The sequence below is a fragment of the Afipia dichlorophenoxyacetatis genome, from assembly GCF_055386385.1.
Map to the genome: position 1 here is coordinate 686611 of NZ_AP029250.1, position 25380 is coordinate 711990.

At 59.9% G+C, this 25380-nt stretch carries 25 protein-coding genes and 1 other RNA gene; 13 read left to right on the forward strand and 13 right to left on the reverse strand.

The features are described from left to right. Positions 1-107 precede the first annotated feature (107 nt). Positions 108-764 carry a YqgE/AlgH family protein gene (locus tag ACZ5C3_RS03250; RefSeq protein ID WP_464035218.1) on the forward strand — a complete coding sequence of 219 codons (657 nt, stop codon included), beginning with the start codon at positions 108-110 and terminating at the stop codon, positions 762-764. A gap of 43 nt (positions 765-807) precedes the next feature. Here the strand turns inward: ACZ5C3_RS03250 and ACZ5C3_RS03255 are convergent, their stop codons facing one another. Beyond that, the gene (locus ACZ5C3_RS03255; RefSeq protein ID WP_464044516.1) at positions 808-3792 is read right to left on the reverse strand and encodes an EAL domain-containing protein; all 2985 of its coding nucleotides are present in this window, start codon (positions 3790-3792) and stop codon (positions 808-810) included. Between the two features lie 111 nt (positions 3793-3903). Further along, positions 3904-4902 (reverse strand): NAD(P)H-quinone oxidoreductase, encoded by a 999-nt coding sequence (locus ACZ5C3_RS03260; protein ID WP_464035221.1) that lies wholly within the window; start codon positions 4900-4902, stop codon positions 3904-3906. A 66-nt stretch (positions 4903-4968) separates the two neighbouring features. Here ACZ5C3_RS03260 and ACZ5C3_RS03265 point away from each other — a divergent pair, with 66 nt between their 5' ends. After that, positions 4969-5160 carry a DUF1192 domain-containing protein gene (locus tag ACZ5C3_RS03265; protein WP_464035222.1) on the forward strand — a complete coding sequence of 64 codons (192 nt, stop codon included), beginning with the start codon at positions 4969-4971 and terminating at the stop codon, positions 5158-5160. A gap of 378 nt (positions 5161-5538) precedes the next feature. Then, positions 5539-6051 (forward strand): protease adaptor protein RcdA, encoded by a 513-nt coding sequence (gene rcdA / locus ACZ5C3_RS03270; protein WP_464035224.1) that lies wholly within the window; start codon positions 5539-5541, stop codon positions 6049-6051. A 117-nt stretch (positions 6052-6168) separates the two neighbouring features. Here the strand turns inward: rcdA and rpmE are convergent, their stop codons facing one another. Beyond that, on the reverse strand, positions 6169-6396 hold the full coding sequence (gene rpmE / locus ACZ5C3_RS03275) for a 50S ribosomal protein L31 (protein ID WP_002717151.1): 228 nt from the start codon (positions 6394-6396) through the stop codon (positions 6169-6171). A gap of 167 nt (positions 6397-6563) precedes the next feature. On the opposite strand from rpmE, the gene ACZ5C3_RS03280 reads away from it, so the two are divergent. Then, on the forward strand, positions 6564-8447 hold the full coding sequence (locus ACZ5C3_RS03280) for an ABC transporter ATP-binding protein/permease (protein WP_464035226.1): 1884 nt from the start codon (positions 6564-6566) through the stop codon (positions 8445-8447). A gap of 7 nt (positions 8448-8454) precedes the next feature. Here ACZ5C3_RS03280 and ACZ5C3_RS03285 read toward each other — a convergent pair whose 3' ends face one another. The 10 genes from ACZ5C3_RS03285 to tkt form a co-directional block, all read right to left on the reverse strand. Next, positions 8455-8904 (reverse strand): GNAT family N-acetyltransferase, encoded by a 450-nt coding sequence (locus ACZ5C3_RS03285; protein WP_464035228.1) that lies wholly within the window; start codon positions 8902-8904, stop codon positions 8455-8457. A 32-nt stretch (positions 8905-8936) separates the two neighbouring features. After that, positions 8937-9965: a peptidoglycan -binding protein gene (locus ACZ5C3_RS03290; RefSeq protein ID WP_464035230.1), complete on the reverse strand. Its 1029-nt coding sequence runs from the start codon at positions 9963-9965 to the stop codon at positions 8937-8939. A 43-nt stretch (positions 9966-10008) separates the two neighbouring features. Next, positions 10009-11010: a flagellar motor protein MotA gene (locus ACZ5C3_RS03295; RefSeq protein WP_464035232.1), complete on the reverse strand. Its 1002-nt coding sequence runs from the start codon at positions 11008-11010 to the stop codon at positions 10009-10011. A 219-nt stretch (positions 11011-11229) separates the two neighbouring features. Further along, positions 11230-12021 (reverse strand): inositol monophosphatase family protein, encoded by a 792-nt coding sequence (locus ACZ5C3_RS03300; RefSeq protein WP_464035234.1) that lies wholly within the window; start codon positions 12019-12021, stop codon positions 11230-11232. A gap of 278 nt (positions 12022-12299) precedes the next feature. Then, complete coding sequence (locus tag ACZ5C3_RS03305; RefSeq protein ID WP_464035235.1) at positions 12300-13448, reverse strand: tetratricopeptide repeat protein; 1149 nt, start codon at positions 13446-13448, stop codon at positions 12300-12302. Positions 13449-13452: 4 nt separating this feature from the next. After that, positions 13453-14133, reverse strand: coding sequence for a thiamine phosphate synthase (locus ACZ5C3_RS03310; protein ID WP_464035237.1), 681 nt, complete (start codon positions 14131-14133; stop codon positions 13453-13455). Positions 14134-14369: 236 nt separating this feature from the next. After that, the gene (gene fba / locus ACZ5C3_RS03315) at positions 14370-15437 is read right to left on the reverse strand and encodes a class II fructose-bisphosphate aldolase (RefSeq protein ID WP_464044517.1); all 1068 of its coding nucleotides are present in this window, start codon (positions 15435-15437) and stop codon (positions 14370-14372) included. Between the two features lie 72 nt (positions 15438-15509). Further along, on the reverse strand, positions 15510-16715 hold the full coding sequence (locus tag ACZ5C3_RS03320; RefSeq protein ID WP_464044518.1) for a phosphoglycerate kinase: 1206 nt from the start codon (positions 16713-16715) through the stop codon (positions 15510-15512). Positions 16716-16750: 35 nt separating this feature from the next. Beyond that, positions 16751-17758: a type I glyceraldehyde-3-phosphate dehydrogenase gene (gene gap, locus ACZ5C3_RS03325; RefSeq protein WP_464035239.1), complete on the reverse strand. Its 1008-nt coding sequence runs from the start codon at positions 17756-17758 to the stop codon at positions 16751-16753. Between the two features lie 104 nt (positions 17759-17862). After that, positions 17863-19854, reverse strand: a complete 1992-nt coding sequence (gene tkt, locus ACZ5C3_RS03330) for a transketolase (RefSeq protein WP_464035241.1) — start codon at positions 19852-19854, stop codon at positions 17863-17865. Between the two features lie 271 nt (positions 19855-20125). On the opposite strand from tkt, the gene ACZ5C3_RS03335 reads away from it, so the two are divergent. The 9 genes from ACZ5C3_RS03335 to ruvA all read left to right on the forward strand — a co-directional run bounded on the left by ACZ5C3_RS03335 (position 20126) and on the right by ruvA (position 25373). After that, the gene (locus tag ACZ5C3_RS03335; RefSeq protein WP_464035242.1) at positions 20126-20455 is read left to right on the forward strand and encodes a DUF4164 domain-containing protein; all 330 of its coding nucleotides are present in this window, start codon (positions 20126-20128) and stop codon (positions 20453-20455) included. Then, the gene (locus ACZ5C3_RS03340) at positions 20452-20835 is read left to right on the forward strand and encodes a cell division protein ZapA (RefSeq protein ID WP_464035244.1); all 384 of its coding nucleotides are present in this window, start codon (positions 20452-20454) and stop codon (positions 20833-20835) included. Before ACZ5C3_RS03335 ends, ACZ5C3_RS03340 begins: the two co-directional genes overlap by 4 nt. 43 nt (positions 20836-20878) lie before the next feature. After that, a non-coding RNA gene (gene ssrS / locus ACZ5C3_RS03345) (6S RNA) lies at positions 20879-21039 on the forward strand. 106 nt (positions 21040-21145) lie between these two features. Beyond that, positions 21146-21730 (forward strand): 5-formyltetrahydrofolate cyclo-ligase, encoded by a 585-nt coding sequence (locus ACZ5C3_RS03350; protein WP_464044519.1) that lies wholly within the window; start codon positions 21146-21148, stop codon positions 21728-21730. Next, positions 21731-22549, forward strand: a complete 819-nt coding sequence (locus ACZ5C3_RS03355; RefSeq protein ID WP_464035248.1) for a TIGR00282 family metallophosphoesterase — start codon at positions 21731-21733, stop codon at positions 22547-22549. Positions 22550-22689: 140 nt separating this feature from the next. Beyond that, complete coding sequence (locus tag ACZ5C3_RS03360) at positions 22690-23436, forward strand: YebC/PmpR family DNA-binding transcriptional regulator (RefSeq protein WP_464035250.1); 747 nt, start codon at positions 22690-22692, stop codon at positions 23434-23436. Between the two features lie 97 nt (positions 23437-23533). Next, complete coding sequence (gene ruvC / locus ACZ5C3_RS03365; RefSeq protein WP_464035252.1) at positions 23534-24058, forward strand: crossover junction endodeoxyribonuclease RuvC; 525 nt, start codon at positions 23534-23536, stop codon at positions 24056-24058. Positions 24059-24128: 70 nt separating this feature from the next. Continuing rightward, positions 24129-24746 (forward strand): LysE family translocator, encoded by a 618-nt coding sequence (locus ACZ5C3_RS03370; protein WP_464035253.1) that lies wholly within the window; start codon positions 24129-24131, stop codon positions 24744-24746. A gap of 9 nt (positions 24747-24755) precedes the next feature. After that, complete coding sequence (gene ruvA / locus ACZ5C3_RS03375) at positions 24756-25373, forward strand: Holliday junction branch migration protein RuvA (protein ID WP_464035254.1); 618 nt, start codon at positions 24756-24758, stop codon at positions 25371-25373. The last annotated feature ends 7 nt before the right edge of the window (positions 25374-25380 follow it).

Genomic DNA, 25380 nt, shown 5'->3' on the forward strand with positions numbered 1-25380 from the left:
AACCGGAGAGAACCATCAGGCGTTAGCACTCTTAATGTCCCGGACGCTTGATTGACAGAATTGACGCCCAATATCAGGATAAGTGGATACGGTGAGAGTCGTTCGGAATGAACACCACGCGCAAGAAGCCTGAAAAGCTCGCCGCAGGTCGCAAGATGGCCGCGGATAGTGCGTATAATGCGTCAAGCGGCTACCTCGACGGTCAACTGTTAATTGCCATGCCTGTGATGGACGACGAGCGCTTCGCGCGTTCGGTGATCTATGTTTGTGCGCATTCATCGGAAGGCGCCATGGGTATCATCGTCAATCGCCCGGCGGGGAGTATCGATTTTCCGCAACTGCTGATGCAGCTCGATATCATCGACAAGTCCGATTACATCAAGCTTCCTGACAGCGCGGAGATGATGAAGGTGATGAAGGGCGGGCCGGTCGACACCGGCCGTGGCTTCGTCCTGCACTCGAGCGATTTCTTTATCAAGAATGCAACGTTGCCGATCGACGACGGCATCTGCCTTACGGCTACTCTCGACATCCTGAAAGCCATCGCAGCCGGTGCCGGCCCGAAGCATGCGATCCTGGCACTTGGATACGCCGGCTGGGCGCCGGGGCAGTTGGAAAATGAAATCCAGCACAATGGCTGGCTTCATTGTCCCGCCGATCCTGACCTGATTTTTGGGCGCGACGTCGAAGACAAATACCGTCGCGCGTTGGACAAGATCGGTATCGATCTCGCCATGCTGTCCAACGAAGCGGGCCACGCTTAGTCTTTTTCGAACATACATCTGGCGCATGACGCGCCAGAGCGTATCAGGCCGAACCGGACTCGGGTGCGGCAGCCGACTGATCCTCTTGTGAGGGCGCGGTGGCGGGAGTTGCCGCCGGCGAGAGGAGCTTATTGCGGAAGCTTTGCCGCCGAGTGCGCGGCTTCTGGACTTTCTCGCCCGTCAGCAGCCGCATGGCTGCGTCCGCATCCATCGGTTCGCCGAAAGCGAAGCCCTGGGCGTATTCGCAGCCCAACTGATAGAGCTCCACTGCATCGGAGTCGGTTTCGGCGCCCTCGGCGACCACTTCCATGTTGAGGTCATGCGCCAGTGCGACGATGGACTTCAATAGCACCGGCCGCGCGCCGCGATTGGTGGTGCGCACGAACGACTGATCGATCTTGATGGTGTCGAAGGGGAAGCGCTGCAGGTAAGCCAGTGAGGAATGTCCCGTGCCGAAGTCGTCGAGGGACAAACCGACGCCAAGCTCCTTGATCCGGTGCAGCATCTGTGCCGCGTGTTCCGGATTTTCCATCACCAGGGATTCAGTCAGCTCAAGTTTGAGCGAGCCGCGCGTGACCGCTGAGCGCGACAGAACGCCGCGTACATCATGGATCAGGTCATGACGCAGCAACTGGCGCGATGACACATTGACACTGGCGAAAATCGGCTCGCGAGAGCGTACCGCGCGCTGCCAGATGGCGAGTTGCTTGGCGGTGGTGTCCATTACGAACAGGCCGAGTTCGACGATCAGGCCGATTTCTTCTGCGATCGAAATGAACTCGTTGGGCGACATCCGTCCGAGCTTGGGGTGATCCCAGCGCGCGAGCGCCTCGAAACCAGCGATGGCGCGATCTTCCAGCCGCACGATGGGCTGATAAAGAATGGTGATCTCCTGGCGCTCGATGGCGCGGCGCAATTCGGATTCCAGCGTGAGGCGATCGGTCTTCCGCGCACGCATCGCCGGCTTGTAGACGTCGATACGATCGCCGCCGATCCGCTTGGAGTGATACATCGCAAGCTCGGCATCCTTGATGATCTCGTCGCTCAGCGGCGTCTGTGGGTCGCTGAGAGCCAGTCCAATCGAGGCAGTGAGGAAGATTTCGCGGCCATCAAAGGAGATCGGAGCGCGAATGGTTTTGCGAATGGTTTCGGCGAACGCTGTGATCCGCGTCGACTCGTGTTCGGAGGTCAGGATCAGGCCGAATTGATCACCGGACAACCGCGCCAGCGTGTCCTGGGGCTTGAGGATGCGGGTCAGGCGTCGCGCCAGCGTCAACAGGATGGAATCGCCGACAGCAATGCCGACCGAGTCGTTCACCTGCTTGAAGCGATCGAGGTCGATCACCATCACGGTCGGGCGCAGATTGGTGGTCGTCTTGGCGAAATTCGACATCGCGCTAATGCGGTCGATGAAGATCTGGCGGTTGGGCAGGCCGGTCAGGTTGTCGTGCACGGAATCGTGCAGCAGCCGTTCTTCGGCATTCTTGATTTCAGTGACATCGGTCAGCGTGCCGACAACGCGCGACACCTCGCCATCAGAACCAACTACGGGACGCGCCTTCAGCGCGAACCACATGAAGTGACCGTCCGGCGTTCGCAGCCGGAAATCCTGCACCAAGCGGCCGCGGCGCTGGTCGAGCACGCTGTCGAGTGCTGCGCGGAAGCGATCCTGGTCGAGAGGATGAAGCACTTCGAGCCATTTTGCGGCGGGGCCTTCCAATGCTCCGCGCTTCAATCCGAGAAGCGCCTCGGTCTCGGGGCTGGTGAAGACCTTGTCGGCGGACACATCCCAGTCCCAGATCAGGTCGCCCGATCCTGTCAGCGCCAACGCGCGCCGTTCCATATCGGAAACGATGCCGTTAGCCGCGCTGCCGCCGGCGAAGGCGTGTTGCATCACGGTGAATCCGATCAGCATGACGATAAGGACAAGACCGCCGAGCAGTGCAGGCCCGACGATATCGTTAGTCACGCCGCCCGCGACCGTCATGCCTGCAGCGATGACCCAGACCACAAGCAGGAACCATGTCGGGATCAGCAGCACCGCGCGATCAAAGCCATGGGTCGAGAGATAGACGATCAGCACGAAGCCAAACACCGCGATCATCGCCAGCGAAATGCGCGCAATGCCTGACGCGACGGCGGGATCGAACAGCGCAAGGGCAACCAGTGCGCCCAGGAAGACAAGCCAGCCCATGGTGATATGCGAATAACGCACGTGCCATCGCGACAAATTGAGATAGGCAAACAGGAAAACCAGCAGCGTCGCTGCCAGCATCGCTTCGCCCGACGCACGCCAGATGCGTTCCGCACCTGCCGACATGTCGAACACCTTGCCCCAGAATCCGAAGTCGACGCCGATATAGACCAGCACTGCCCATGCCAGCGCCGCGGCAGCGGGGAACATGATGCTGCCCTTCACCACGAACAGGATGGTCAGCACCAGCGCCAGCAGTCCGGAGATGCCAATGACGATGCCCTGGTAGAGGGTGAAGGAGTTGACCTTGTCCTTGTAGGCTTCCGGCTCCCACAGATAGAGCTGCGGAATCTTGTCGGTGCGCAATTCGGCGACGAACGTGATCACGGCGCCGGGATCGAGCGTCACGCGGAAGATGTCGGCGGTTGCACTGTCTTGACGTTCGGGCCGGTCGCCGGTCGACGGCGTAATCGTGGAGATGCGCGACAGGCCGAGATCTGGCCACAGCAAGCCCGATGACACGATGCGATAATGCGGCACCACGATCAGACGGTCGAGCTGATCGTCGGTGTTGTTGGTCAATGCGAAGACGACCCAATTCTGTCCGCCCTCGCGTGCGCGCACCTCAATGCGGCGCACGATGCCGTCAGTTCCGGGAGCGGTGGAAACCTGAATGCGATCGGTGTCGCTGCGCTGGAACTCCAGTACGCCGGTCAGATCGATAGCCGGCGCATCGCTGCGGACGCTGATCGCATCAAGTGCGTGTGCCGGTTCCACGGCGGCAAGCATCATGAAGCTGAGCGCAAGCAGCACAAAGCATCTGAACGAGCGCAAAGTCAGCTCTCCACGTTGGACGCGGCGGACCTTTCAAAGGTCCGCCGATTGGAGCGCGATAAATGACACGAATATGAGGTGATTCAAAGGGTTTAGAGGTGTTCCGGTGCCTTAAACCGTGAGCACAATTTTGCCAATATGTTCGCTCGTCTCCATTCGCGCATGGGCCTTGGAGGCGTCCCTCAGCGGGAATGTGCTATCCATCAAGGGCTTGAGGCGGCCCTCCGCGATCCAGGGCAGGACCTTGGCGTTAATAGCAGTGACCATCGCGGCCTTGTCTTCATTGGTTCGAGGGCGCAGCGTTGAGCCGGTGTGATGCAGACGCTTGATCATCAGCTTGGTGAAATTTGGCGACGCTTTCACGCCTCCTAGGAATGCGATCTGGACAATCCGGCCTTCGATCGCTGCCGCGTCGTAGTTGCGGTCGATGTAGTCGCCGCCGACCATATCGAGAATGACATTGGCGCCCACATCGTTGGTGACGGCCTTGGTCTTGGCGACGAAATCCTCGGTTTTATAGTTGATCGCAACATCAGCGCCGAGCTTCAAGCAGGCATCGCATTTGTCCTGTGAGCCGACAGTCACGATCACCTTGGCGCCGTGTGCTTTTGCCATCTGGATTGCGGTAGTGCCGATGCCGGAAGAGCCGCCGTGAATCAGCAGTGTCTCGCCGGGCTTCAGGCCGCCGCGCTCAAATACGTTGTGCCAGACCGTCATGAGTGTTTCTGGCGTGGCTGCAGCCTCGATCATCGAGAAGCCGTTGGGCACAGGCATCGCGTGCGTCTCATGCGTCAGGCAATACTCTGCATAACCACCGCCTGCGACGAGCGACATGACCTTGTCGCCGATCTTGTACTTTGTTGCTCCCTCGCCGAGGGCAACCACTTCGCCTGACACCTCGAGGCCAGGCAGATCGCTCGCGCCGGGCGGCGGTGGATAACTGCCGCTGCGCTGTGCCACATCGGGACGATTCACACCGGCGGCCGCAACCTTGATCAGAATCTGATGTGGTCCCGGCGTCGGAACCGGACGTTGCTCGGGAATGAGGACCTCGGGTCCGCCGGGCTTGCTGATCGCGACGGCAGTCATTTGCGTGGGCAGCTTATCCATAGGGTAGGTCCTTGCAGTTCAAAAATGGAACATGAGCTATAATCGCGCAGAAGACCGGAGGGAAGCATGCCCATTGATGAGGATGACCGGCCGCGGCCGAAAATAACCCACGAGCTCGGGCAGGATCTGTCGCTGCTTTCGGTGGACGATATCGAAGCCCGCATTGCAGCGCTGACGACAGAGATCGAGCGGCTCAAGGCTGACGCAGCGAAGAAGCGCACGAGCCGGGATGCTGCCAACGCTTTCTTCAAAAGTTAACGCGAAGCATCCGGATCGGCTTCATCGCAAAGGAACCGTAAAAGAAACCGTTCATTTACGACGCATTAAGCTTTCGCGTTTATGACTTTGATCGTCCTTCTTTGGACACCGAGTGGCTCCTGTCCACTCTGTTTGACGCCTCCCTGTTATCAACTTTCAAAGCCGCCGGTAACGGCGGCTCTTTTTTGCCTTATTTCCAGCAATTGCCGCGTTTGATCCGGCAGGCGGATGGGAGGGCGTGTTTCCGCGTTCGCGATGGCGCTCTGGAAACCATATCTCGGCATTGTCACGCCGCACGGCTGGACTCCCGGCCGCAGGCGCGCAATGATTTATTCATCATAAAAAAATCCGCATAACAGCGTGTGTGAGGCGTTAACTATGTCAGACCAGTCGTTCGGCGCAGCCGATCTCGTTCTTTTGAGTGAACGGATCACCAATTCAGCCGCCTTTGGAGCCCTGTTCAAGGAGGGCATGGACCTGGTTGAGGAAACTGCTGCTTACCTTGATGGAGCAGGACGGCTCGAAGCGAAGGCGCTGGAGCGACCTGTCAGCCTGACCTATGCAACCGAAAGCATGCGCCTGACCACGCGTCTGATGCAGCTGGCCTCATGGCTGTTGCTGCACCGCGCGGTCAAGGAAGGTGAGATGACCCTGAGCCAGGCCAATCGGGAGAAGACGAAAGTCAAGCTGAGTGCAGCCGATCCCGGCAACGAGGAGTTGATCGGGAAGTTGCCGCAGCAATTGCAGGATCTGATTACTCGCTCGATGTCGTTGCAGACGCGTGTGCGCCGGCTGGATGCGACCATTCACACGCCGATCAACGAGCAGGTTTCCATCGGCAATCCATTGGTGCCGCAGATGAACCTCTTGAAGGCGGCCTTCGAGCGATAGGCCATTTTTTTCACTTTGATGCCGCCATATGGCGGCATCAAAGTGTGGATATTCCCGAAACGAAAAATGCCCCGGTCGATGCCGGGGCATTTCCGTATTCAGAGACTGAAGAAGGGATCAATCCTTCTTGAGGAAGCCCGAGAACTTCTTCTGGAACCGGGAGACACGGCCGCCGCGGTCGAGAATCTGCTGGGTTCCGCCGGTCCAGGCCGGATGCGACTTGGAGTCGATATCCAGGTTGAGGGTGTCGCCTTCCTTGCCGTAGGTCGAACGGGTGAGGTATTCGGTCCCGTCGGTCATGACCACCTTAATCGTATGATAATCCGGGTGAATTTCGGCTTTCATGGCAAATCCTCTGGCGCCCTGCGCCCACAGATCAGAAATGTTGGGGACGAATTTGGCCGCTCTATATCGCAGGATGGCCGCTGAAACAAGCGGGGAACGTTCATTTGCCAGCGCCCGCCATGGGGCCTATTTGAAGGCCTTCTAAACAAACCCCGCGGCGGGACTTGATGAGCGTAGCTGAAAGACTTGAAGATCAGGCGGCAGGCGGTTCGGCTGGACGTCCTCCGGAACTCGTAGCCGCGACAACGGCGCCCGCGACCGGTTCGGCTATGGGGCCGTTGCCGCTCCCCGGCCCAGAGAAGCGGTCTCGCCTGAAGCTGCGGCCGCTGATGGCGCTTCTGCCGTATGTCTCACGCTACCGCGGACAGGCCTTTGCAGCACTGATTGCGCTGATCGTGGCCTCGGCAGCGACCCTTGCGGTGCCGCTCGCCGTGCGCCGCATGATCGATTTCGGCTTCAGTCCGGAAGGCGTTGCGCTCATCAACAGCTACTTTGCTGTGATGATCGCCGTTGTTGCGGTGCTCGCGGGCGCCAGCGCCATGCGGTACTACCTCGTCATCACGCTGGGCGAGCGCATTGTCGCCGACTTGCGGCGCGATGTATTCAACCATCTCACGTCGCTCTCGCCCTCCTTCTTCGACACCGCGCACAGCGGCGAACTGGTGTCGCGCCTCACTGCGGATACGACGCAGATCAAATCGGCTGTGGGTGCATCGGTCTCGATCGCGCTGCGCAATCTCGTCTTGTTCATCGGCGCGTCCGCAATGATGGTGATCACAAGTCCCAAGCTGTCCGGCTTCGTGCTCGCAGTCATTCCGTTGATCGTGCTGCCGCTCGTTGCGTTCGGCCGCCGGGTGCGAAAATTGTCGCGCGGCGCGCAGGACACGCTTGCTGACGCATCGTCCTATGCATCCGAGTTGATCGGCGCGATCCGAACGCTGCAGGCCTTCACCAATGAGCGTCTGGCGGAAACGCGTTTCGGCGGTGAGGTCGAGCGCGCCTATCAGGCCGCGCGGAATTCGACGGGCGCGCGCGCTTATCTCACCGCGATTGTGATCTTCCTGATTTTTGCAAGCGTGGTGGCGATCCTGTGGATCGGTTCGCACGACGTGCTGACGCATCAGATCAGCGCCGGCCGCCTCGGACAGTTTGTGTTGTACGCGGCGTTCGCAGCGGGCGCGCTGGGCGAACTGAGTCAGGTCTGGGGTGAAATCTCGCAAGCCTCGGGGGCCTCGGAACGTTTGTTCGAGATCCTTCGCATCAAGCCGGACATTGCTCCACCCGCCAACCCGCGTGCATTGCCGGTGCCGCCGCGTGGCGATGTGACTTTCGAGAATGTTCGCTTTGCCTATCCAACGCGGCCCGAACACTTCGCGGCCGATGGCGTGTCATTCTCTGTGCGTGCCGGCGAGAGAGTCGCGGTCGTCGGACCGTCAGGGGCGGGCAAGAGCACGCTGTTTCACTTGCTGCTTCGTTTCTACGATCCGGTCAGTGGCTCGATCTCGCTCGATGGCGTGCCGATCCGCGAGGCGGACCCGCGCGCCGTGCGTGCGCGCATTGCTTTGGTGCCGCAGGATGCCGCTGTCTTCGCGGCTAGTGCGCGGGAAAATATTCGTTTCGGACGTCCGGATGCGACTGATGCGGAGGTCGAGCGTGCGGCGGATCTGGCACACGCCACGGAATTCATCACACGGCTTCCGCTAGGTTTTGAAACTCAGCTCGGCGAGCGCGGCGTAACGTTGTCGGGCGGTCAGCGCCAGCGCGTGGCGATCGCGCGTGCCATTCTGCGCGATGCGCCTCTGCTGTTGCTCGACGAAGCAACCTCGTCATTGGACGCGGAAAGCGAGACTCTGGTGCAGACCGCGCTGGAAGACCTGATGAGCCAGCGCACGACGCTTGTCATCGCGCATCGTCTGGCGACGGTGTTGTCGTGCGATCGCATCCTCGTGATGGAAAACGGCAAGATTGTCGAACAGGGCGCGCACGCGGCGTTGGTCGCAGCCAATGGTCTCTATGCCCGCCTTGCGCGGTTGCAATTCGAAGGCGTGTGAGGAGCGATTACGGTTTCCACGCCATACCGGACACAGGCCGGCCTGAGACCGGATTGACGTCATCGTGGGTGTGGCGGAATCCGTTACGCGTATAAAAGCGGATGGCGCGGGCATTGTCGGTGTTGACGAGCAATGTGATCCCGTTAGGCGACATGGCCTTGGCTTCCGTCATCAATGCGTTGCCGAGCTCTGATCCCCAGGACTCGGGGTCGACAACAAGCTGGTCGAGATATCCCGTTTGATCGATGGTGACAAAACCAATGATCTTGGTGTCTTGCTCGGCGACGACGATGCACGCGGATGGAACAAGCTCATTGCGCCAGCGGATACGCCAGTTGTCCAGACGCGCAGAAAAGTCGATTGACGGATAAGCCTGCTGCCAGGTGCGAAACCACAATTCTATGACCGCGTCTTCATCAGTATCGCGATAGGTCCGCAGATTGAACGCAGAGGTCATGCTGTCTTTCTGTTGGAGCGACTTCTCGCTGGCTACCGCTCGGTGAGTTTGAGTTCGATACGACGATTGCGCCGGTAGGCTTCTTCGGTTTTCTCGGGATCAAGCGGCTGGAATTCGGCAAAGCCTGCTGCGACCAGCCGCTGGGCCGGCACGCCAAGAGAGACAAGATATTGCACAACGGAAATCGCGCGCGCCGATGACAACTCCCAGTTCGACTTGAACTGCGGACTTGCGATCGGCCGCACGTCGGTGTGGCCGTCGACGCGCAGGACCCAGGCGATATCTGATGGAATTTGCTTGTCGAGATCGATGAGCGCCGCGGCGAGCTTGTCGAGTTCGGCGCGGCCTTCCGGCAGAAGTATCGCCTGTCCGGTATCGAAGAAGACTTCAGACTGAAATACGAAGCGATCGCCAACCACGCGGACATCCGGCCGGTTGCCGAGAATGGTCCGCAGCCGTCCGAAGAATTCGGACCGGTAACGCGAGAGCTCCTGGACCCGTTGTGCCAAGGCGACGTTCAGGCGCTGACCGAGATCGGCAATCTTGCCCTGCGATTCCTTGTCGCGTTTTTCTGAGGCATTGAGCGCTTCTTCAAGGGCCGCGAGCTGGCGGCGCAATGCACTGATCTGTTGATTCAGAACCTCCACTTGCGCAAGCGCGCGGGCGGAAATCTGCTTTTCGGAATCGAGCGCTTTGCCGAGTTCAGTGGCGCGGCCTGTTGCATCAGCCCCGGCGCCCGCAAGACCATCATAGAGGCCCTTGATGCGGTCGCGCTCACCTTCCGCTGAGGTCAATCCGGCCCGCATCTGCGAAACCTGATCCTCGAGGTTGAGCTTGCCGAGTTTCTCAAGCGACAGCAGATCGTTGAGCTGAGCGATCTGTGCGTTGAGGCGCTCCAGCGCTTTATCCTTGCCGGTGACTTCCTGCGACAGGAAGAACTGCACGACGAGAAAGACCGACAGCAGGAACACGATGGCGAGCACGAGTGTCGATAGCGCGTCGACGAAGCCCGGCCAGTAATTGAAACCGCTGTCATTGCGGCGTGAACGTGAGAGCGCCATTACCTGATATCCTTAAATGGCCTGCTATCCTTGATCTCAGCCGTCAGTTCTTTTCGGGCTGCCGTGCGATGCGCTCCAGAAGATTCTTGATCTCACGATTTTGTTCGCCCTGGCCGTCCGCCCATTCACGGATCAGTTGCTGCTCTGTTCGCATGTGATGAACAAGGCCCTGAATGGCTTCCGCGAGATTGGCCATCGCGGTTGTCGTTGCGCGGGTCGATCCCATTTCCTCGACAGCGAGGTGCAGCCGATCAAGCACAGGCTTCAATTCAGGCGACACAGCGGCATGAAGGCCATCAGCCGTATATTCCTGGGAGGTTTCTGCCAGCCAGTCTTCGAGATCGGTATAGAAACGGTTTTGCGCCTGGCTGGATTGAAGATCGAGAAAGCCCAGAATAAGCGAACCGGCAAGGCCGAACAGCGAGGACGAAAAAGAGATGCCCATACCGCCAAGTGGTGCGGCGAGGCCTTCCTTCAATGTATCGAATACCGAACCGGCATCCCCGCCGACCTTCAGGCCTTCAATGACCTTGCCAACGGAGCCGACGGTTTCAATCAGGCCCCAGAAGGTGCCGAGCAGGCCGAGAAAAACCAGCAGGCCGGTCATATAGCGAGACAGATCGCGCGCTTCATCAAGGCGTGTTGCGATGGAATCGAGCAGGTGCCGCATGGTCTGCTGCGAGATGCTCATGCGCCCGCCGGTGCGGTGGCTGAGAATGGCGGCCATTGGCGCCAGCAGCCTGGGACGGCGATCGACTGCGAGACCGGGATCGGAAATGCGAAAGCTGTTGACCCAGGAGATTTCGGGATAGAGGCGGATCACCTGCCGGAAGGCCAAGACGATGCCGATGGCCAGCACGCCGACGATCAGTGCGTTGAGGCCGGGATTGGCGAGAAATGCCAGCCAAATCTGTTTGTTGAGGACGACGACGATCAATCCGCACAGGATCAAAAAGACCAGCATCCGGACCAGAAATATTCGGGGCGTTGAGAGCTTGGTGACGTCGATATCGGTCGTGCTGCCGGGTACGGAAGGTTTCGCCATGTCGGGACCGTCATCCTTGTCTGGAGGAGATGTCAGCCACCAATATGGCACAGCGGCGGCGGGAGAAAAGACGGCATCGCTATCCAGCCGTTAAGTCGGGAACCGCGCAGTTGTTCAGCACATCGTTGTGCGCAAGCGAACGCATTCAACCAACGTTGCCGTCAGTAATCCATTCGCGCTGGTTATGTGACAGCCGTGTGCAGGCTGAAAAATAAGCGTTCAGCCCAGCGGCTTGAGGATTTTCACCAGTTCGCGCTGGATCGTCTCATTGCCGCAGACAACGTGGCCTGTCGCCATTGCCGTATCACCGCCCTCGATACCGCTGACGACGCCGCCGGCTTCACGCACCATGATCAATCCGGCCGCGATATCCCACGGCTGCAGATTCCGCTCCCAATAGCCGTCGAGGCGGCCTGCCGCGACGAATGCAAGGTCGAGCGATGCTGCGCCAAAGCGGCGCAGGCCTGCCACGCGATTTTGCATTTCAGTCATTTCACGGCGTGACAGCTCGTGGTCGCCGCGGCCAATATGCGGCAGTCCGCAAGCAACGACGGATTCATTCAGCTGCTTGCGTCCAGCGACGCGCAGACGCATGTCATTCAGGAAGGCGCCCTTGCCGCGTTCGGCAATATAGAGCTCGTCGTTCGCAGGGTTGTAGATCACGCCCGCGACGATCACGCCTTCGCGCTGTAAGGCAATCGAGATCGCGAACTGCGGAATGCCGTGCAGAAAGTTCGTGGTGCCGTCGAGCGGATCCACAATCCAGGTGTTGGCTTTGTCGGTGCCTTCGCGCGTGCCGCCTTCTTCGCCGAGAAAGCCATAGCCGGGCCGTGCCTTCAGGAGATCCTCATAGAGGATTTCCTCGGCGCGCTTGTCCGCGGCGGAAACGAAATTTGCGGGTCCTTTCAACGACACTTGAAGGTTTTCGATCTCGCCGAGATCGCGCTTGAGACTGCGGCCGGCACGACGCGCGGCTTTGACCATGACGTTGATGAGCGCTGAATGAAGCATGGACTCGATTTAAATCGACCTGGAAGAGAGGTCTGGATGAGAGGAGAGGCAATGTTGACTAGTGGTTCGTTTCTAACATTTGCATCCCGTTTCGGCAGGTACAGTTGCAAATGTTAGAAACAAAGAACCACTAGCAAATATACGCCGCTAGTGGAGCTTTGGATTTGACATTCGCCGAACGACCCCGCTGCCTGACCGGTAGCGAATGTCAAATCCGCTCCACTAGGATGCTTGGCGTCAAAGCGGATTGACGTCAAGCATATTGAATTATCGCGGTTTTATTTGGTCCCGAACCACTTTTTCGCGGCATCTTCGGCTTTTTTTTGAATTTCCGGCGGCTGCTGGGCAAATTGTGCGTCGAGGTCAGGATCGCCATTTCCGGCCGTCTTGGCCACCAGGTGCCAGCGAAAACCATTAACCTTGTCCTGGGGTACCCCGATCCCATCGACCAGAATGCGGGCGAGGCGATTTTGCGCGATCGGGCTGTTCTGACGTGAGGCTCTGTTCAGCAGCGCGATGGCTGTCGGGATATCCTTGGGTGTCCCGGTGCCATTGAAAAGTGCAATCGCGTATTCGACCTCGGCATCGATATTGTCGACCATGGCGGCTGCGCGCATCAGCCGTGCCGCTTCGGTGGGGTCTTTTTCGACACCGCGGCCTTCCTTGTAGAAGGTGGCCAGCGCGTATTGGGCTTCAGGGTTGCCGGCATCAGCAGCTTGACGAAACAGTTCGGCAGCGCGTTTCAGGTCCTGCGGAAACGTCTGGCCTTCGAGGTAGAGCAGGCCGAGATTATAGGCCGCCGCTGCTTTGCCCAGTTTGGCTGAAGCCGCGAGCAAGCGCGCCCCTTCTTCTCGATTGGCCGGCCCGCCGCGTCCGGCGATTTTCATCATCCCCAACGCGAACATCGCTTCACGGTCACCGCGATCCGCCGCCTGCTTGTACCATTCGGCGGCCTTCGCATCGTCGCGCTTGATCCCGAGCGCATTGGAATAGAGTTCACCCAGCAGCGTCATCGATTTGGGATCGCTGGTTTCCTGCACGCGCTTCATCGCGATATTAAACGCGGTACGATAGAGGCCTATCTGATAAGCACCATAGGCGGCATCGACATTGGGATTATCGGGCGCCGGTGCAGGAGCTGCAGCCTTGGACGCCGCGCCCTTCTTTTGCGCGGGAGCTGGTGACGGCTTTGGCGCAGGCTGATCTGCTTTCGGAGCAGGAGCTTCTGTCTTCGGCGCAGGTTTGGGAGCGGGAGCCTTTGCTTTCGGCGCGCTTTTTGGTTTCTCGGCGTTGGGCGGGGAAGGTGGCTGCTGGACGCCAGGAGGCGTCAACGAAATCTGCGCCGATGCGCTTGTCGCGAGGGCCACAGCGACAATGCTCGACGCAAAGTATCTTGCAAAAACCTTCGCATGAGAAGGCGTCGACATCGGTCTACGTCCCCTCGACCGTGGTGTGGCCGAACGCCTTGTCGAAACTTTCCGCGACGATATTGCCGGCCTCCACAAGGGCCGCTCGCGGGCCACGTGGGTCTTGCCAGATAAAGTCGCTGAGCAGAATGAAATCGGCTCCGGCTGACGCAAACAGGTCCGCTTCCTCTTTGGTCGCGGCAAAGCCCACACAAGGAGGTTCGAACACCTCCGCCCACCATTGCAGGCGATCAAACACTGCGTCGGCAGACGGGCGTTCGCCGTTCGCATCGGGCTCGCCAAACAGCACGTAGTCAGCTCCCGCTTCCCCGGCGACCATGGCGTCGTGGCGCGTGGTTAATCCACCAACACCGACAATCCGGTCGGGCTTCAGCGTGGGCATGGCCTCCTGCAATGCGTCCAGGCCGGTCAGGTTGGCGCCGTCGGCTCCAGCGCGTGCCACCAGCGTGGGGTGCCCGTCGAGCAGCAGTGCAACACCTGCCTTTTGGATTGCCGGGGCCAGTGCCTTGGTGCGCTGGATCATGCTGCGTTCATCGGCCGGCGCGAGACGGAGCAGCACGGCAGCAACATCTGCTGCCGTTAGCAGGTTAGGCATGTTTGCCAGCAGCTGTGTGGGATCGGTAACCGGCGGCGTCGCAAGGTAGAGCCTTGGTGCGGGTCGAGGTGGTACAGGTTTGGCGGCCATGATGCCTAGTGTCCTGGTTCTAACGTTCGCATCATATTGCAGCACTTTCGTTGGCGAACGTTAGAAGCAAAAGGGACACTAGCGACTCAACGAGGTTAGTGCGGTTTTGGATCTGACGTTCGTAGATAGATCTCGCCGCTACACTGATACGAACGTCAGACCCACCGCACTAATGTGATGCCCCCGGACTGCGGCCAAAAAAGGGGCGGGATAGATCCCGCCCGCTCTGAAAAGGGTTAGGCGATTTTCGGGTCGAGTTCGCCCGAGGCGTAACGTTTCGCCATTTCGGCGGTGGTTAGCACGCGCTTGATCTTGCTGGCCTGGCCTGCGGTATTGAACTCCTGCAGACGCTGCTTGCAGAGCTTGGTCATCGCTTCCATGGCTGGCTTCAGATACTTGCGCGGATCGAATTCGCTTGGGTTTTCGCTCAGGACCTTTCGGATCTGGCCGGTCATCGCCATGCGGTTGTCGGTATCGATGTTGATCTTGCGGACGCCGTTCTTGATGCCGCGCTGAATTTCTTCAACCGGCACGCCCCAGGTCGGCTTCATCTGTCCGCCGAACTTGTTGATGATGTCCTGCAGGTCCTGCGGGACCGATGACGAGCCGTGCATCACAAGGTGGGTGTTTGGCAGTTTGCGATGGATTTCCTCGATCACATTCATCGCCAGGATATTGCCGTCCGGCTTGCGCGTGAACTTGTAGGCGCCGTGCGATGTGCCCATGGCAATCGCCAGCGCGTCGACCTTGGTCTCTTGCACGAACTTCACGGCTTCATCGGGGTTCGTCAGGAGTTGGTCGTGGGAGAGCTTGCCTTCCGCGCCGTGGCCGTCTTCCTTGTCGCCCATGCCGGTTTCGAGAGAGCCCAGTACGCCGAGCTCACCTTCCACCGAGATGCCGCCGAGGTGGGCCATGTCGGTGACGGTCTTGGTCACGCCGACATTGTAAATCCAGTCGCCGGGAGTTTTGCCGTCGGCTTTCAATGAGCCGTCCATCATCACCGACGTGAAGCCGGCCTGAATCGCGGTCATGCAGGTCGCGGCTTCATTGCCGTGATCAAGATGCACGCAGACAGGGATTTGCGGATGGATTTCCGTCACCGCGTCCATCATGTGCTTCAGCATCACGTCATTGGCATAGGAGCGCGCGCCGCGCGAAGCCTGGATGATGACCGGTGCGTCGACGGAGCTGGCGGCTTCCATGATGGCAAGCGCCTGCTCCATGTTGTTGATGTTGAAGGCAGGTACCCCGTAGTCGTGTTCTGCTGCATGGTCCAGCAATTGACGCAAGGTGATGCGAGCCATCTATTCTCTCCAACCGTGATAATGGCGCCCTTGATGGCGCCAGCGTGAACTTAAAACGAAGAGCGCGCCGGTTTAGTGACCGGCGCGGCCCGTCCTTAAAACCTCGACGCCGGGCAAAGGTTTCCCTTCCATCCATTCGAGGAATGCGCCGCCTGCGGTCGAAACGTATGTGAAATCCTTAGCCACGCCTGCGTGGTTCAGCGCCGCAACCGTGTCGCCGCCACCGGCGACCGAGATCAGCTTGCCGGCTTTGGTGCGCGCCGCGGCATGCTTGGCAGCCTGCACGGTGCCGCGGTCGAACGGCGCCATCTCGAACGCACCGACCGGTCCATTCCAGACCAAGGTCGCGGCATCGTCGATTGCTGCGTTAACGCGCTCGACCGACAGCGGGCCGACGTCGAGGATCATGCCGTCATGAGGAATAGCATCGAGACCATACGCATGGGACGGCGCATTCGCCTCGAAGTGATAAGCGACGATCGCATCAACCGGCAGGATGATCGCGCAGTTTGCGCTCTCGGCTTTTTCAAGAATGCGCTGTGCGGTGGGCGCGAGATCCTTCTCGCACAGGGATTTGCCGACATTGACACCCTGCGCGTGCAGGAAGGTGTTGGCCATGCCGCCCCCAATCACCAGCGCATCGACCTTGGAGACGAGATTTTCCAGAAGGTCGATCTTGGTCGAAACCTTGGAGCCGCCGACGATGGCAATCACAGGATGCGTTGGGGCTTCGAGCGCCTTGCTCAGCGCGCCAAGTTCGGCCTCCATGGTGCGGCCGGCGTAGCCTGGCAGCACATGGCCGAGACCTTCGGTCGACGCGTGGGCGCGGTGAGCGCAGGAGAACGCATCGTTGACCCAGATGTCGCCGAGCTTCGCCAGCTCCGCAACAAAGGCCGGATCGTTTTTCTCTTCGCCCGGATGAAAGCGGGTGTTCTCGAGGCAGAGAATTTCGCTGTCCTTCATCGCCGCGACGGCCTTTTGCGCCACCTCGCCGATGCAGTCGGCCGCGAACTCAACATGACGTAGCAGGACGTAGCCGAGCGCAATCGCGACCGGCTTGAGCGATTCCTTCGGGTCCGGACCCTTGGGCCGTCCGAAGTGGGCGAGGATGATGACCTTGCCGCCTTTCTCGGACAGTTCGATGATCGTCTTGGCGATCCGTTGCAGCCGCGTGGTGTCGGACACGCGGCCATTGTCCATCGGAACATTGAGGTCGACGCGCAACAATACGCGCTTTCCCTTCACGTCGACGTCGTCGAGGGTACGAAAACCGGACATCAGAACTCGTTGCGACTGCTGGATGTCTTAACTAATCAGAGCAATTTGCCCATCGCAACGGCCGTATCCGACATGCGATTGGAGAAGCCCCACTCGTTATCGTACCACGACATCACGCGCACGAGCGTGCCGTTCTGAACCTTGGTCTGGTCGAAGGCAAATGTCGACGAGCTGGCGTCGTGGTTGAAGTCGATCGACACGTTCGGAGCGCTGGTGGTGCTCAGGATGCCCTTCAGCTCCTGCGCAGCCGCGCGCTTCATCGCGTCGTTGATCTCTTCCTTGGTGGTGGCCTTCTTGGCAATGATCTTAAGGTCGACGACCGAAACGTTCGGCGTCGGCACGCGGATCGCGACGCCGTCGAGCTTGCCGTTGAGTTCGGGAAGCACGAGACCGATCGCCTTTGCCGCACCGGTCGACGTCGGGATCATCGACAGCGCTGCTGCGCGGCCGCGATAGAGATCCTTGTGCATGGTGTCGAGGGTCGGCTGGTCGCCGGTATAGGCGTGGATGGTGGTCATGAAACCGGTTTCGATACCCACGGTGTCGTTCAGCACCTTGGCGACCGGTGCGAGGCAGTTCGTGGTGCACGAGCCGTTCGAGACCACGAGGTGATCCTTGGTCAGCTTGTCGTGGTTGACGCCGTAAACGATCGTTGCGTCCGCGCCGTCCGCCGGTGCCGAGACCAGCACGCGCTTGGCGCCTGCGGTGAGATGGGCCGAAGCTTTGTCCTTTGCGGTGAAGATGCCGGTGCATTCCATCGCGATGTCGATGCCGAGATCCTTCCAGGGGAGGGTCGACGGATCCTTGACGGCGGTGACCTTGATCTTGCCGTTGCCGAGGTTGATCGAGTCGCCGTCGACCGTCACTTCGCCGGGAAAGCGGCCATGCACTGAGTCATAGCGGAGAAGATGGGCATTGGTCTCGACCGGGCCGAGATCGTTAATGGCAACCACCTGGATGTCTGTGCGCTTGGATTCATAGATTGCGCGCAGAATGTTACGGCCGATACGGCCAAATCCATTGATCGCGACCCGGATTGCCATTCACCTTCTCCTCGACGTTCAAAAATGACGATTTTCGGGGCAGTTTTTGCCCCGAATGGCGTTGTGTTGCAATCTCCCGAAAGCTGAATGTTCCGGAAGGGTTATCAGGCCTTCAGCCGGGCCTGGGCGGCCTCCGCAACGGCGTCCGGGGTGATCCCGAAGTGCCGGTACAGCTCCTTATATGGGGCGCTGGCGCCGAATCCGTTCATGCCGACGAAAATGCCATCCATGCCAATAATGGCGTCCCAGCCCTGACGAATCGCAGCTTCCACCGCGACCTTGACCGGAGCGTTACCGATGATCGCGGCCTTTTTGTTGTCAGGCAGCTCAAGCAGACGATCCATGCATGGGACGGAGACCACCCGTGTCGGAATACCGCGCGCGGCGAGCAGCTTCTGCGCATCCACTGCCATAGAGACTTCCGAGCCCGACGCAAAGATCGAGACTTTCGCCTCGCCGTCCGACTTCGAAATTTCATAGGCGCCGTCAGCGCACTTGTTGTTGGCGTCGTTCGCCAAGCGCAGCTGCGGCAGGTTCTGACGGGTCAGCGCCAGCACGCTTGGGCGATCTTTCGATTCAAGGGCGAGCTGCCAGCACTCCAGCGTCTCCACCGTATCGCAGGGGCGGAACACATCGCAGTTTGGAATGGCGCGCAGAGCTGCGAGATGTTCGACCGGCTGATGGGTCGGGCCGTCTTCGCCAAGACCGATCGAGTCGTGGGTGAGCACGTGGATGACGCGCTCTCCCATCAGCGCCGCGAGGCGCAATGCCGGGCGCAAATAGTCTGAGAACACGAGGAATGTTCCGGAATACGGAATGAGGCCGCCGTGCAGGGCGATGCCGTTCATGGCAGCGGCCATGCCGTGCTCGCGGATGCCGTAGTTGATGTAGCGCCCGCCGTAATTGTTGGCGGAGATCGCGACCATGCCTTTGACGCGGGTGTTGTTGGAGCCGGTCAGATCCGCCGAGCCGCCGATCATTTCGGGAACCGCCACGCAAAGCACTTCAAGCGCCTGTTCGGACGCGGTGCGCGTCGCGATATCCTTAGGAGCAGCGGCAAGTGCCGCCTTCATGCCGGCGACGGCGTCCGCAAGGGCCTTCGCAGGCAAATCGCCTTTAACGCGACGCTCGAATTCCGCGCGTGCACCAGCCTCTGTCGCCGACAGCCGCTTGCTCCACTCGGCACGGGCCTTGGCGCCACGCGATCCCGCTTCACGCCAGGCGCTGAGAATGTCCTGCGGAATTTCGAAGGGCGGCGCATCCCAGTTGAGATTCTTGCGCGCGCCGGCGATTTCCTCGGCGCCGAGCGGCGAGCCGTGCGACTTTTCGGAACCGGCTTTGTTCGGCGCGCCGAAACCGATGGTGGTTTTGCACGCGATCAGGGTCGGACGATCGGACTTCTGTGCACGTGCGAGCGCGTCGGCGATTGCCTTTGGATCATGGCCGTTGATGCGCTCGGCAGCCCAGCCGGCGGCCTCGAAGCGCTTCACCTGATCGACGGAGTCCGACAGGGAAATCGCGCCGTCGATCGAGATGCCGTTGTCGTCGAACATCACGATCAGCTTGTTCAGCTTGAGATGCCCAGCAAACGCAATGGCTTCATGGCTTATGCCCTCCATGAGGTCGCCATCGGATGCGAGGACATAAGTGTAGTGATCAACAACATCGCCGCCGAAGTCCGCTGCCATGCGGCGCTCAGCGAGCGCCATGCCGACGGCGGTTGCAATGCCCTGGCCCAGCGGCCCGGTGGTTGTTTCGATGCCCGGCGTGACGAAGTTTTCAGGATGGCCCGGCGTCAGGGAACCCAGCTGGCGGAAATTCTTGATCTGCTCGATCGTCATCGTCTCGTTGCCGGTCAGATACAGCAGCGCATAGAGCAGCATCGAGCCGTGGCCGGCGGAGAGGACAAAACGATCACGGTCAGGCCAGGCCGGATCCTTCGCATCGAATTTGAGGAACTGCGTAAAGAGCACGGTGGCTACGTCGGCTGCGCCCATGGGCAGGCCAGGGTGACCGGATTTGGCCTTTTCGACCGCATCCATGGCGAGAGCCCGGACCGCATTGGCCATACGGGAGGGATCGACGTGCGTAGTCATGAAATGTCCGCCTGCGATTCGGAGTGTGGGAGGCCCGCGTCCATGGAAATGACGCGGTCAAAAGACCGTCATACGGGGCTGGATAGCACCTGAAAACCCGAGAGTCCAAGGGCATTGGGCACTGCAACCAAGCCACCTCTTCGCTTTGTGTGCATAGCTTGTGGCGAACATTGCGCTTCCCTCGGGAGGGACGTAAATTTCCTGCCCTAAATGCTTGCTGGTTCGCGGCTTTTGCGTCACCGGCTAGAGCAGAAAAGGCTACTGTCCCGCTATGACCGAACGCAGTGCCAAGAGTTTTGCCAATTCCGATCCCGCAGCCACCGGGCCAAGCGATATCGAACTCGCCACCCGGCGTCTTGCTGCCGCTCTTGATGGCCTCGAAAGTGCCGTCGAGCGCCGCCGTGAGGCAGACAACGCGCATGATGAAATGGCTGCGCAGATTCAGGCGTTAGGCAACGACCGTTCGCGGCTGGCCCACGAACTCGACGGCACGTTGGTGCGGTCTCGCACGCTTGAACGGACCAACCGTGAAATCGCGCAGCGTCTCGATGTGGCGATCGACACCATCCGTTCGGTCATCGATTCCGGAGAGCCGGCATGAATCATGTCAATGTCACCATCAATGGCCGGCAGTATCGCATGGCCTGCGAGCAGGGGCAGGAAGCGCGGTTGCTGAAGCTTGCGGAAAGCCTGGAATCCCGTATCTCGAATCTGCGCAGCAAGTTCGGAGAGATCGGCGATCAGCGCCTCACCGTGATGGCCGCATTGATGATCGCTGATGAATTGGTTGATGCCGGACAACGCATCCGCGGCCTTGAGGAAGAACTCGTGGCGTTGCGCGATGTGCGGGTTGTCGCGGCTGAACGCGCCCGGGTGACGCAGACAGCGGTGGTGAATGCGTTGAACTCGGCCTCGGATCGGATTGAAAAGATGACGCGTGAGCTCAATCGCCCGTCGCACAATGGTGTGGCAATTGGCTGAGACCACACTAGCGGTCGCGCGATATCGTGGTTACATTGTTGGGGCGAGGCTGCTTCGCGCGTCAGAAGCCATATAATCCCCGGGGCCTTATCGATCCTTTAGGGAACTGTCCCTGGCCGGGTCTGTGGACCCGATCACATGGTGCCCACCTACTTTCGTAGGTGCTCCGGGATCGAGTGCTTCAACGGCCATAGTGGCTTCGCACTTTCAAATTTCAGCACGTCCTGCTGATGTCGTGTTTCCCGGTCTTGTGTCAGGCTTGAAGGTCCTGTTTGTTGAACAGGCCGCGCCATGACAGTCACGGGGCTAGATGCAAGACGATTCCGCTCAGTTGAAGAATGAATTACGTCGAGCGGTTCTCGCGCGCCGCGATGCCTTGAGTGCCGAACAGCGCGGTCATGCCGCGCAGGTGATTGCAGCGACGCCATTGCCGGTTGAATTGCCTCCCGGTGTGATTGTGGCGGGCTACTCGCCGATCAATAGCGAACTCGATCCATTTCCTTTGATGGATGCTCTTGCAGGAAAAGGCGCGGTGCTCGCCTTGCCGGTGGTGATTGCGCGTGATCATGCGCTGATCTTTCGCGCGTGGGAGCCGAATGAGCGGCTGGTGCGAGGGCAGTACGGAATTTTTCAGCCATCGTCCGATGCGTCGGAGATTGATCCAGACATCGTGCTTGTCCCGCTGGCTGCATTCGATCGCGTAGGGCATCGCATCGGTTATGGCCGCGGATACTATGATCGCACGTTGCAAAATTTGCGCGCGCTCAAAAAGGTTACTGTGATTGGCGTTGCTTTTGCAGTGCAGGAAATCGACATCGTCCCTGCGTTCTCGCACGACGAGCAACTGGATTGTGTGCTAACCGAGCACGAGTTGATCGATCTGCGGAGGTTATAAGTGCGCATATTATTTGTCGGTGATGTGGTGGGGCGAAGCGGGCGCACAATTGTTATCGATACCTTGCCGGACCTTATTCGTGATTGGCAGCTCGATCTGACTGTGGTGAACGGCGAGAACGCTGCGGGCGGATTCGGTATTACTGAAGCCATTTATCAGGAATTGCTCGACGCAGGCGCAGATGTCGTCACGCTCGGCAATCACGCGTGGGATCAGCGCGAAGCGCTTGTGTTCATCGAACGCGCACCACGTCTCATCCGTCCGGCGAATTTTCCGCCGGGAACACCGGGGCGCGGTGCAGCGCTGGTCGAGACGAAAACGGGCAAGCGTGCGCTTGTTATCAATGGAATTGGTCGCGTCTTCATGCAGCCATTCGATGATCCCTTCGGCGTCATCGACCGCGAGCTGAATGCTTGTCCGTTGGGGCAGGCCGCGGATGCTGTCGTGGTCGACTTCCATGGCGAGGCGACCAGCGAGAAACAAGCGATTGGCTATTTCTGCGACGGGCGGGCGAGCCTTGTGGTTGGAACGCACACCCATGTGCCGACATCCGATCATCGTATCTTACCCGGCGGCACGGCCTATATGACTGATGCCGGTATGACTGGCGACTACCAGTCGGTCATTGGCATGGATCGTGAGGAGCCATTGGGGCGTTTCCTACGTGGCTACCCGGCCGGGCGTTTCGAGCCGGCGGACGGTGCCGCAACCCTCAGCGGTGTCGCGGTTGAAACGGATGATGCAACCGGCCTTGCAACGAAAGTCGCTGCGGTGCGGATCGGCCCGCTGCTGGAGCGCTCGGTACCGGACTTCTGGTGAAACCTATTGGCAGCGCGGTTGCTTGCCCCGTAAAATCGATCGACCCGTCTTTAATTTTATCCCGGCCGGGCCTATAAACCCGCGCCGTTGGGCGTTTTTTTGAACGTCCTCGCGAATCACAACTTTCGAGAGACTCCCGCATGGCCGGACATTCCCAATTCAAGAACATCATGCACCGCAAGGGCAAGCAGGACGCGATGCGGTCCAAGATGTTCGGCAAGCTTGCGCGCGAAATCACCGTGGCGGCCAAGCTGGGGACACCCGATCCGGCGATGAACCCGCGCCTGCGCGCCGCAGTGGTGGCGGCACGTGCGGAAAACATGCCGAAGGACAACATCGAGCGCGCCATCAAAAAGGCCATCGGCGGCGAAGGCGAGAACTACGATGAAATCCGTTACGAGGGATACGGTCCCGGCGGCGTTGCCGTCATCGTTGAAGCGCTGACCGACAACCGCAATCGCGCGGCGTCTGATATCCGCTCCTATTTTACCAAGTCGGGTGGCAACCTCGGGGAAACGGGTTCGGTGTCCTTCATGTTCGATCGCGTTGGCGTGATCGAGTACGGCGCGAAGGTCGCATCGACCGACGATATGCTGGAGGCTGCCATCGAAGCCGGCGCCGACGACGTGGTTTCGAGCGAAGATGGCCACGAGGTGTTTGCCTCGCAGGATACGTTCCGCGAAGTGGCCAAGGGCTTGGAATCGAAGTACGGCGAGCCGCGCAAAGCAGCATTGATCTGGAAGCCGCAGAACACCATCACGGTCGATGATGAGACCGGCGAGAAGCTGTTCAAGCTGCTCGACTCGTTGAACGAGCATGACGACGTCCAGAACGTCTACGCGAATTTCGAGGTCTCGGACGCGCTTGCGGCGAAGATGGCCGGTTAACCTTTCGCACATCATCCTGGTTGTTCCGAGGCGCACGATACCCTCGAAACCCATGTCGACTTGGATCAGAGCGGTGCGGTCGTGGTAGGAGTGAACCATGACCTCTCACCCGATTCGCTCGCCCGTTCGTATTCTGGGGATCGATCCAGGCTTGCGCCGGACCGGCTGGGGCGTGATCGATATCGATGGCAATCGACTCATCCATGTCGGTTGTGGTTCGGTGGAATCCCGCGACACGCTCTCGCTGGCGGAGCGGCTGCTCGCCATCCATGAAGGGCTTGCCCGTGTGCTCGGAGAGTTCAAGCCGCAGGAGGCGGCCGTCGAGCAGACCTTCGTCAACAAGGATGGCGCATCGACCCTAAAGCTTGGTCAGGCGCGCGGCGTGGCCATGCTCGCGCCGGCCCAGTTCGGCATTTCGGTGGCAGAATATGCTCCCAATCAGGTGAAGAAGACGGTGGTCGGAGCGGGGCATGCCGACAAGAACCAGATTCGTGTCATGCTCGGCATCTTGCTGCCCAAGGCTGATCCGAAAACGCCGGATGCCGCTGATGCGCTCGCGATTGCCATTACCCATGCTCATCACCGGCAAAGCGCGTTGCTGAAGCTGAAAGTTGCACTTTAAGATCGAGTGTCCGCAGGTGGCGGAGTTCGTCGTTCGATGCGATGATGGCGGAAATCGAGGATCATTTCCGATGGACGTGACGGCCCTGACAATTTTTGCGCTGGCGATTCTGGTGGCGGCGGCATCGCCCGGCCCTGCCATCGCAGCGCTGCTCGCGCGTGTCATTGGGCGCGGCACGGCCGGCGTTCCTGCCTTCATCGGCGGTATCGTGCTCGGCGATATCACATGGTTGGCTGTCGCAGTGCTCGGGCTGTCCTTCGTCGCGAACAGCTTCGCGGTGATCTTCGCGATCATCAAATATGTCGGCGCGGCCTATTTGCTCTTCATCGCCTGGCGCTTGTGGACCGCACCTGCGACGCCTGTCGATGTGAATGCCGCGACCAACGTCGACGGCAAACCCCTGCGATCGTTTTTCGGGGGATTGCTGCTGACACTCGGCAATCCCAAGACGATTGCGTTTTATCTCGCGCTGACACCGACGCTGATCGATGTGTCGCGGATCGACTTTGTCGGCTACGCCGAATTGGCGGGCATCATTGCCGTCGTCCTGGTGTTCGTGCTGGGCGGATATGCACTGGCGGCGGCACGCGCGCGATCGTTGTTTCGCAGCTCTCGCGCTATGCGCCTGCTCAATCGGATCGGCGGCACGGTGATGGCAGGCGCGGCGGCCGCCGTCGCGACACGATAGGGACGGGGCGTGATCGGAAAACTTAAAGGCCTGATCGATTCCTACGGCGAGGATTATGTGATCCTCGACGTGCAGGGAGTTGGTTACCAAGTGCACTGTTCGGCTCGCACGCTGCAGGCGCTGCCAACGCCCGGCGAAGCTGCAGTCTTGTCTATCGAAACTTATGTTCGTGAAGATCAGATCAAGCTCTTCGGCTTCCGGTCCGACACGGAGCGGGAGTGGTTTCGTTTGCTGCAGACCGTGCAAGGCGTCGGCGCCAAGGTCGCGCTTGCGGTGCTCAGCACGTTGCCGCCATCCGATCTCGCCAATGCGATCGCGCTGCGTGACAAGGCCGCGGTCGCGCGCACGCCGGGCGTTGGACCGAAAGTGGCTGAGCGTATTGTCACCGAATTGAAGGACAAGACCCCGGCCCTGGCAAATGTCGATCCGGCGGTGGTGCATCTCTCTGAGGCGATGGACGATAACCGCGCGCCACGCCCTGTGAGCGACGCGATCTCCGCGCTGGTCAATCTCGGTTACGGTCAACCGCAGGCCGCCGCCGCGATTGCAAGTGTAGTCCGCAACGCAGGCGACAATGCAGAGACAGCACAGCTCATTCGTTTGGGGCTGAAAGAGTTGTCAAAGTGAGTGAAGC

Excerpts from the sequence above, each read along its gene's own strand:
- ACZ5C3_RS03250 (WP_464035218.1), top strand. The coding sequence starts at position 108 with ATGAACACCACGCGCAAGAAGCCTGAAAAGCTCGCCGCAGGTCGCAAG.
- ACZ5C3_RS03260 (WP_464035221.1), bottom strand. The coding sequence starts at position 4,902 with ATGGATAAGCTGCCCACGCAAATGACTGCCGTCGCGATCAGCAAGCCC.
- ACZ5C3_RS03265 (WP_464035222.1), top strand. The coding sequence starts at position 4,969 with ATGCCCATTGATGAGGATGACCGGCCGCGGCCGAAAATAACCCACGAG.
- rcdA (WP_464035224.1), top strand. The coding sequence starts at position 5,539 with ATGTCAGACCAGTCGTTCGGCGCAGCCGATCTCGTTCTTTTGAGTGAA.
- rpmE (WP_002717151.1), bottom strand. The coding sequence starts at position 6,396 with ATGAAAGCCGAAATTCACCCGGATTATCATACGATTAAGGTGGTCATG.
- ACZ5C3_RS03280 (WP_464035226.1), top strand. The coding sequence starts at position 6,564 with ATGAGCGTAGCTGAAAGACTTGAAGATCAGGCGGCAGGCGGTTCGGCT.
- ACZ5C3_RS03285 (WP_464035228.1), bottom strand. The coding sequence starts at position 8,904 with ATGACCTCTGCGTTCAATCTGCGGACCTATCGCGATACTGATGAAGAC.
- ACZ5C3_RS03290 (WP_464035230.1), bottom strand. The coding sequence starts at position 9,965 with ATGGCGCTCTCACGTTCACGCCGCAATGACAGCGGTTTCAATTACTGG.
- ACZ5C3_RS03295 (WP_464035232.1), bottom strand. The coding sequence starts at position 11,010 with ATGGCGAAACCTTCCGTACCCGGCAGCACGACCGATATCGACGTCACC.
- ACZ5C3_RS03300 (WP_464035234.1), bottom strand. The coding sequence starts at position 12,021 with ATGCTTCATTCAGCGCTCATCAACGTCATGGTCAAAGCCGCGCGTCGT.
- ACZ5C3_RS03305 (WP_464035235.1), bottom strand. The coding sequence starts at position 13,448 with ATGTCGACGCCTTCTCATGCGAAGGTTTTTGCAAGATACTTTGCGTCG.
- ACZ5C3_RS03310 (WP_464035237.1), bottom strand. The coding sequence starts at position 14,133 with ATGGCCGCCAAACCTGTACCACCTCGACCCGCACCAAGGCTCTACCTT.
- fba (WP_464044517.1), bottom strand. The coding sequence starts at position 15,437 with ATGGCTCGCATCACCTTGCGTCAATTGCTGGACCATGCAGCAGAACAC.
- ACZ5C3_RS03320 (WP_464044518.1), bottom strand. The coding sequence starts at position 16,715 with ATGTCCGGTTTTCGTACCCTCGACGACGTCGACGTGAAGGGAAAGCGC.
- gap (WP_464035239.1), bottom strand. The coding sequence starts at position 17,758 with ATGGCAATCCGGGTCGCGATCAATGGATTTGGCCGTATCGGCCGTAAC.
- tkt (WP_464035241.1), bottom strand. The coding sequence starts at position 19,854 with ATGACTACGCACGTCGATCCCTCCCGTATGGCCAATGCGGTCCGGGCT.
- ACZ5C3_RS03335 (WP_464035242.1), top strand. The coding sequence starts at position 20,126 with ATGACCGAACGCAGTGCCAAGAGTTTTGCCAATTCCGATCCCGCAGCC.
- ACZ5C3_RS03340 (WP_464035244.1), top strand. The coding sequence starts at position 20,452 with ATGAATCATGTCAATGTCACCATCAATGGCCGGCAGTATCGCATGGCC.
- ACZ5C3_RS03350 (WP_464044519.1), top strand. The coding sequence starts at position 21,146 with ATGCAAGACGATTCCGCTCAGTTGAAGAATGAATTACGTCGAGCGGTT.
- ACZ5C3_RS03360 (WP_464035250.1), top strand. The coding sequence starts at position 22,690 with ATGGCCGGACATTCCCAATTCAAGAACATCATGCACCGCAAGGGCAAG.
- ruvC (WP_464035252.1), top strand. The coding sequence starts at position 23,534 with ATGACCTCTCACCCGATTCGCTCGCCCGTTCGTATTCTGGGGATCGAT.
- ACZ5C3_RS03370 (WP_464035253.1), top strand. The coding sequence starts at position 24,129 with ATGGACGTGACGGCCCTGACAATTTTTGCGCTGGCGATTCTGGTGGCG.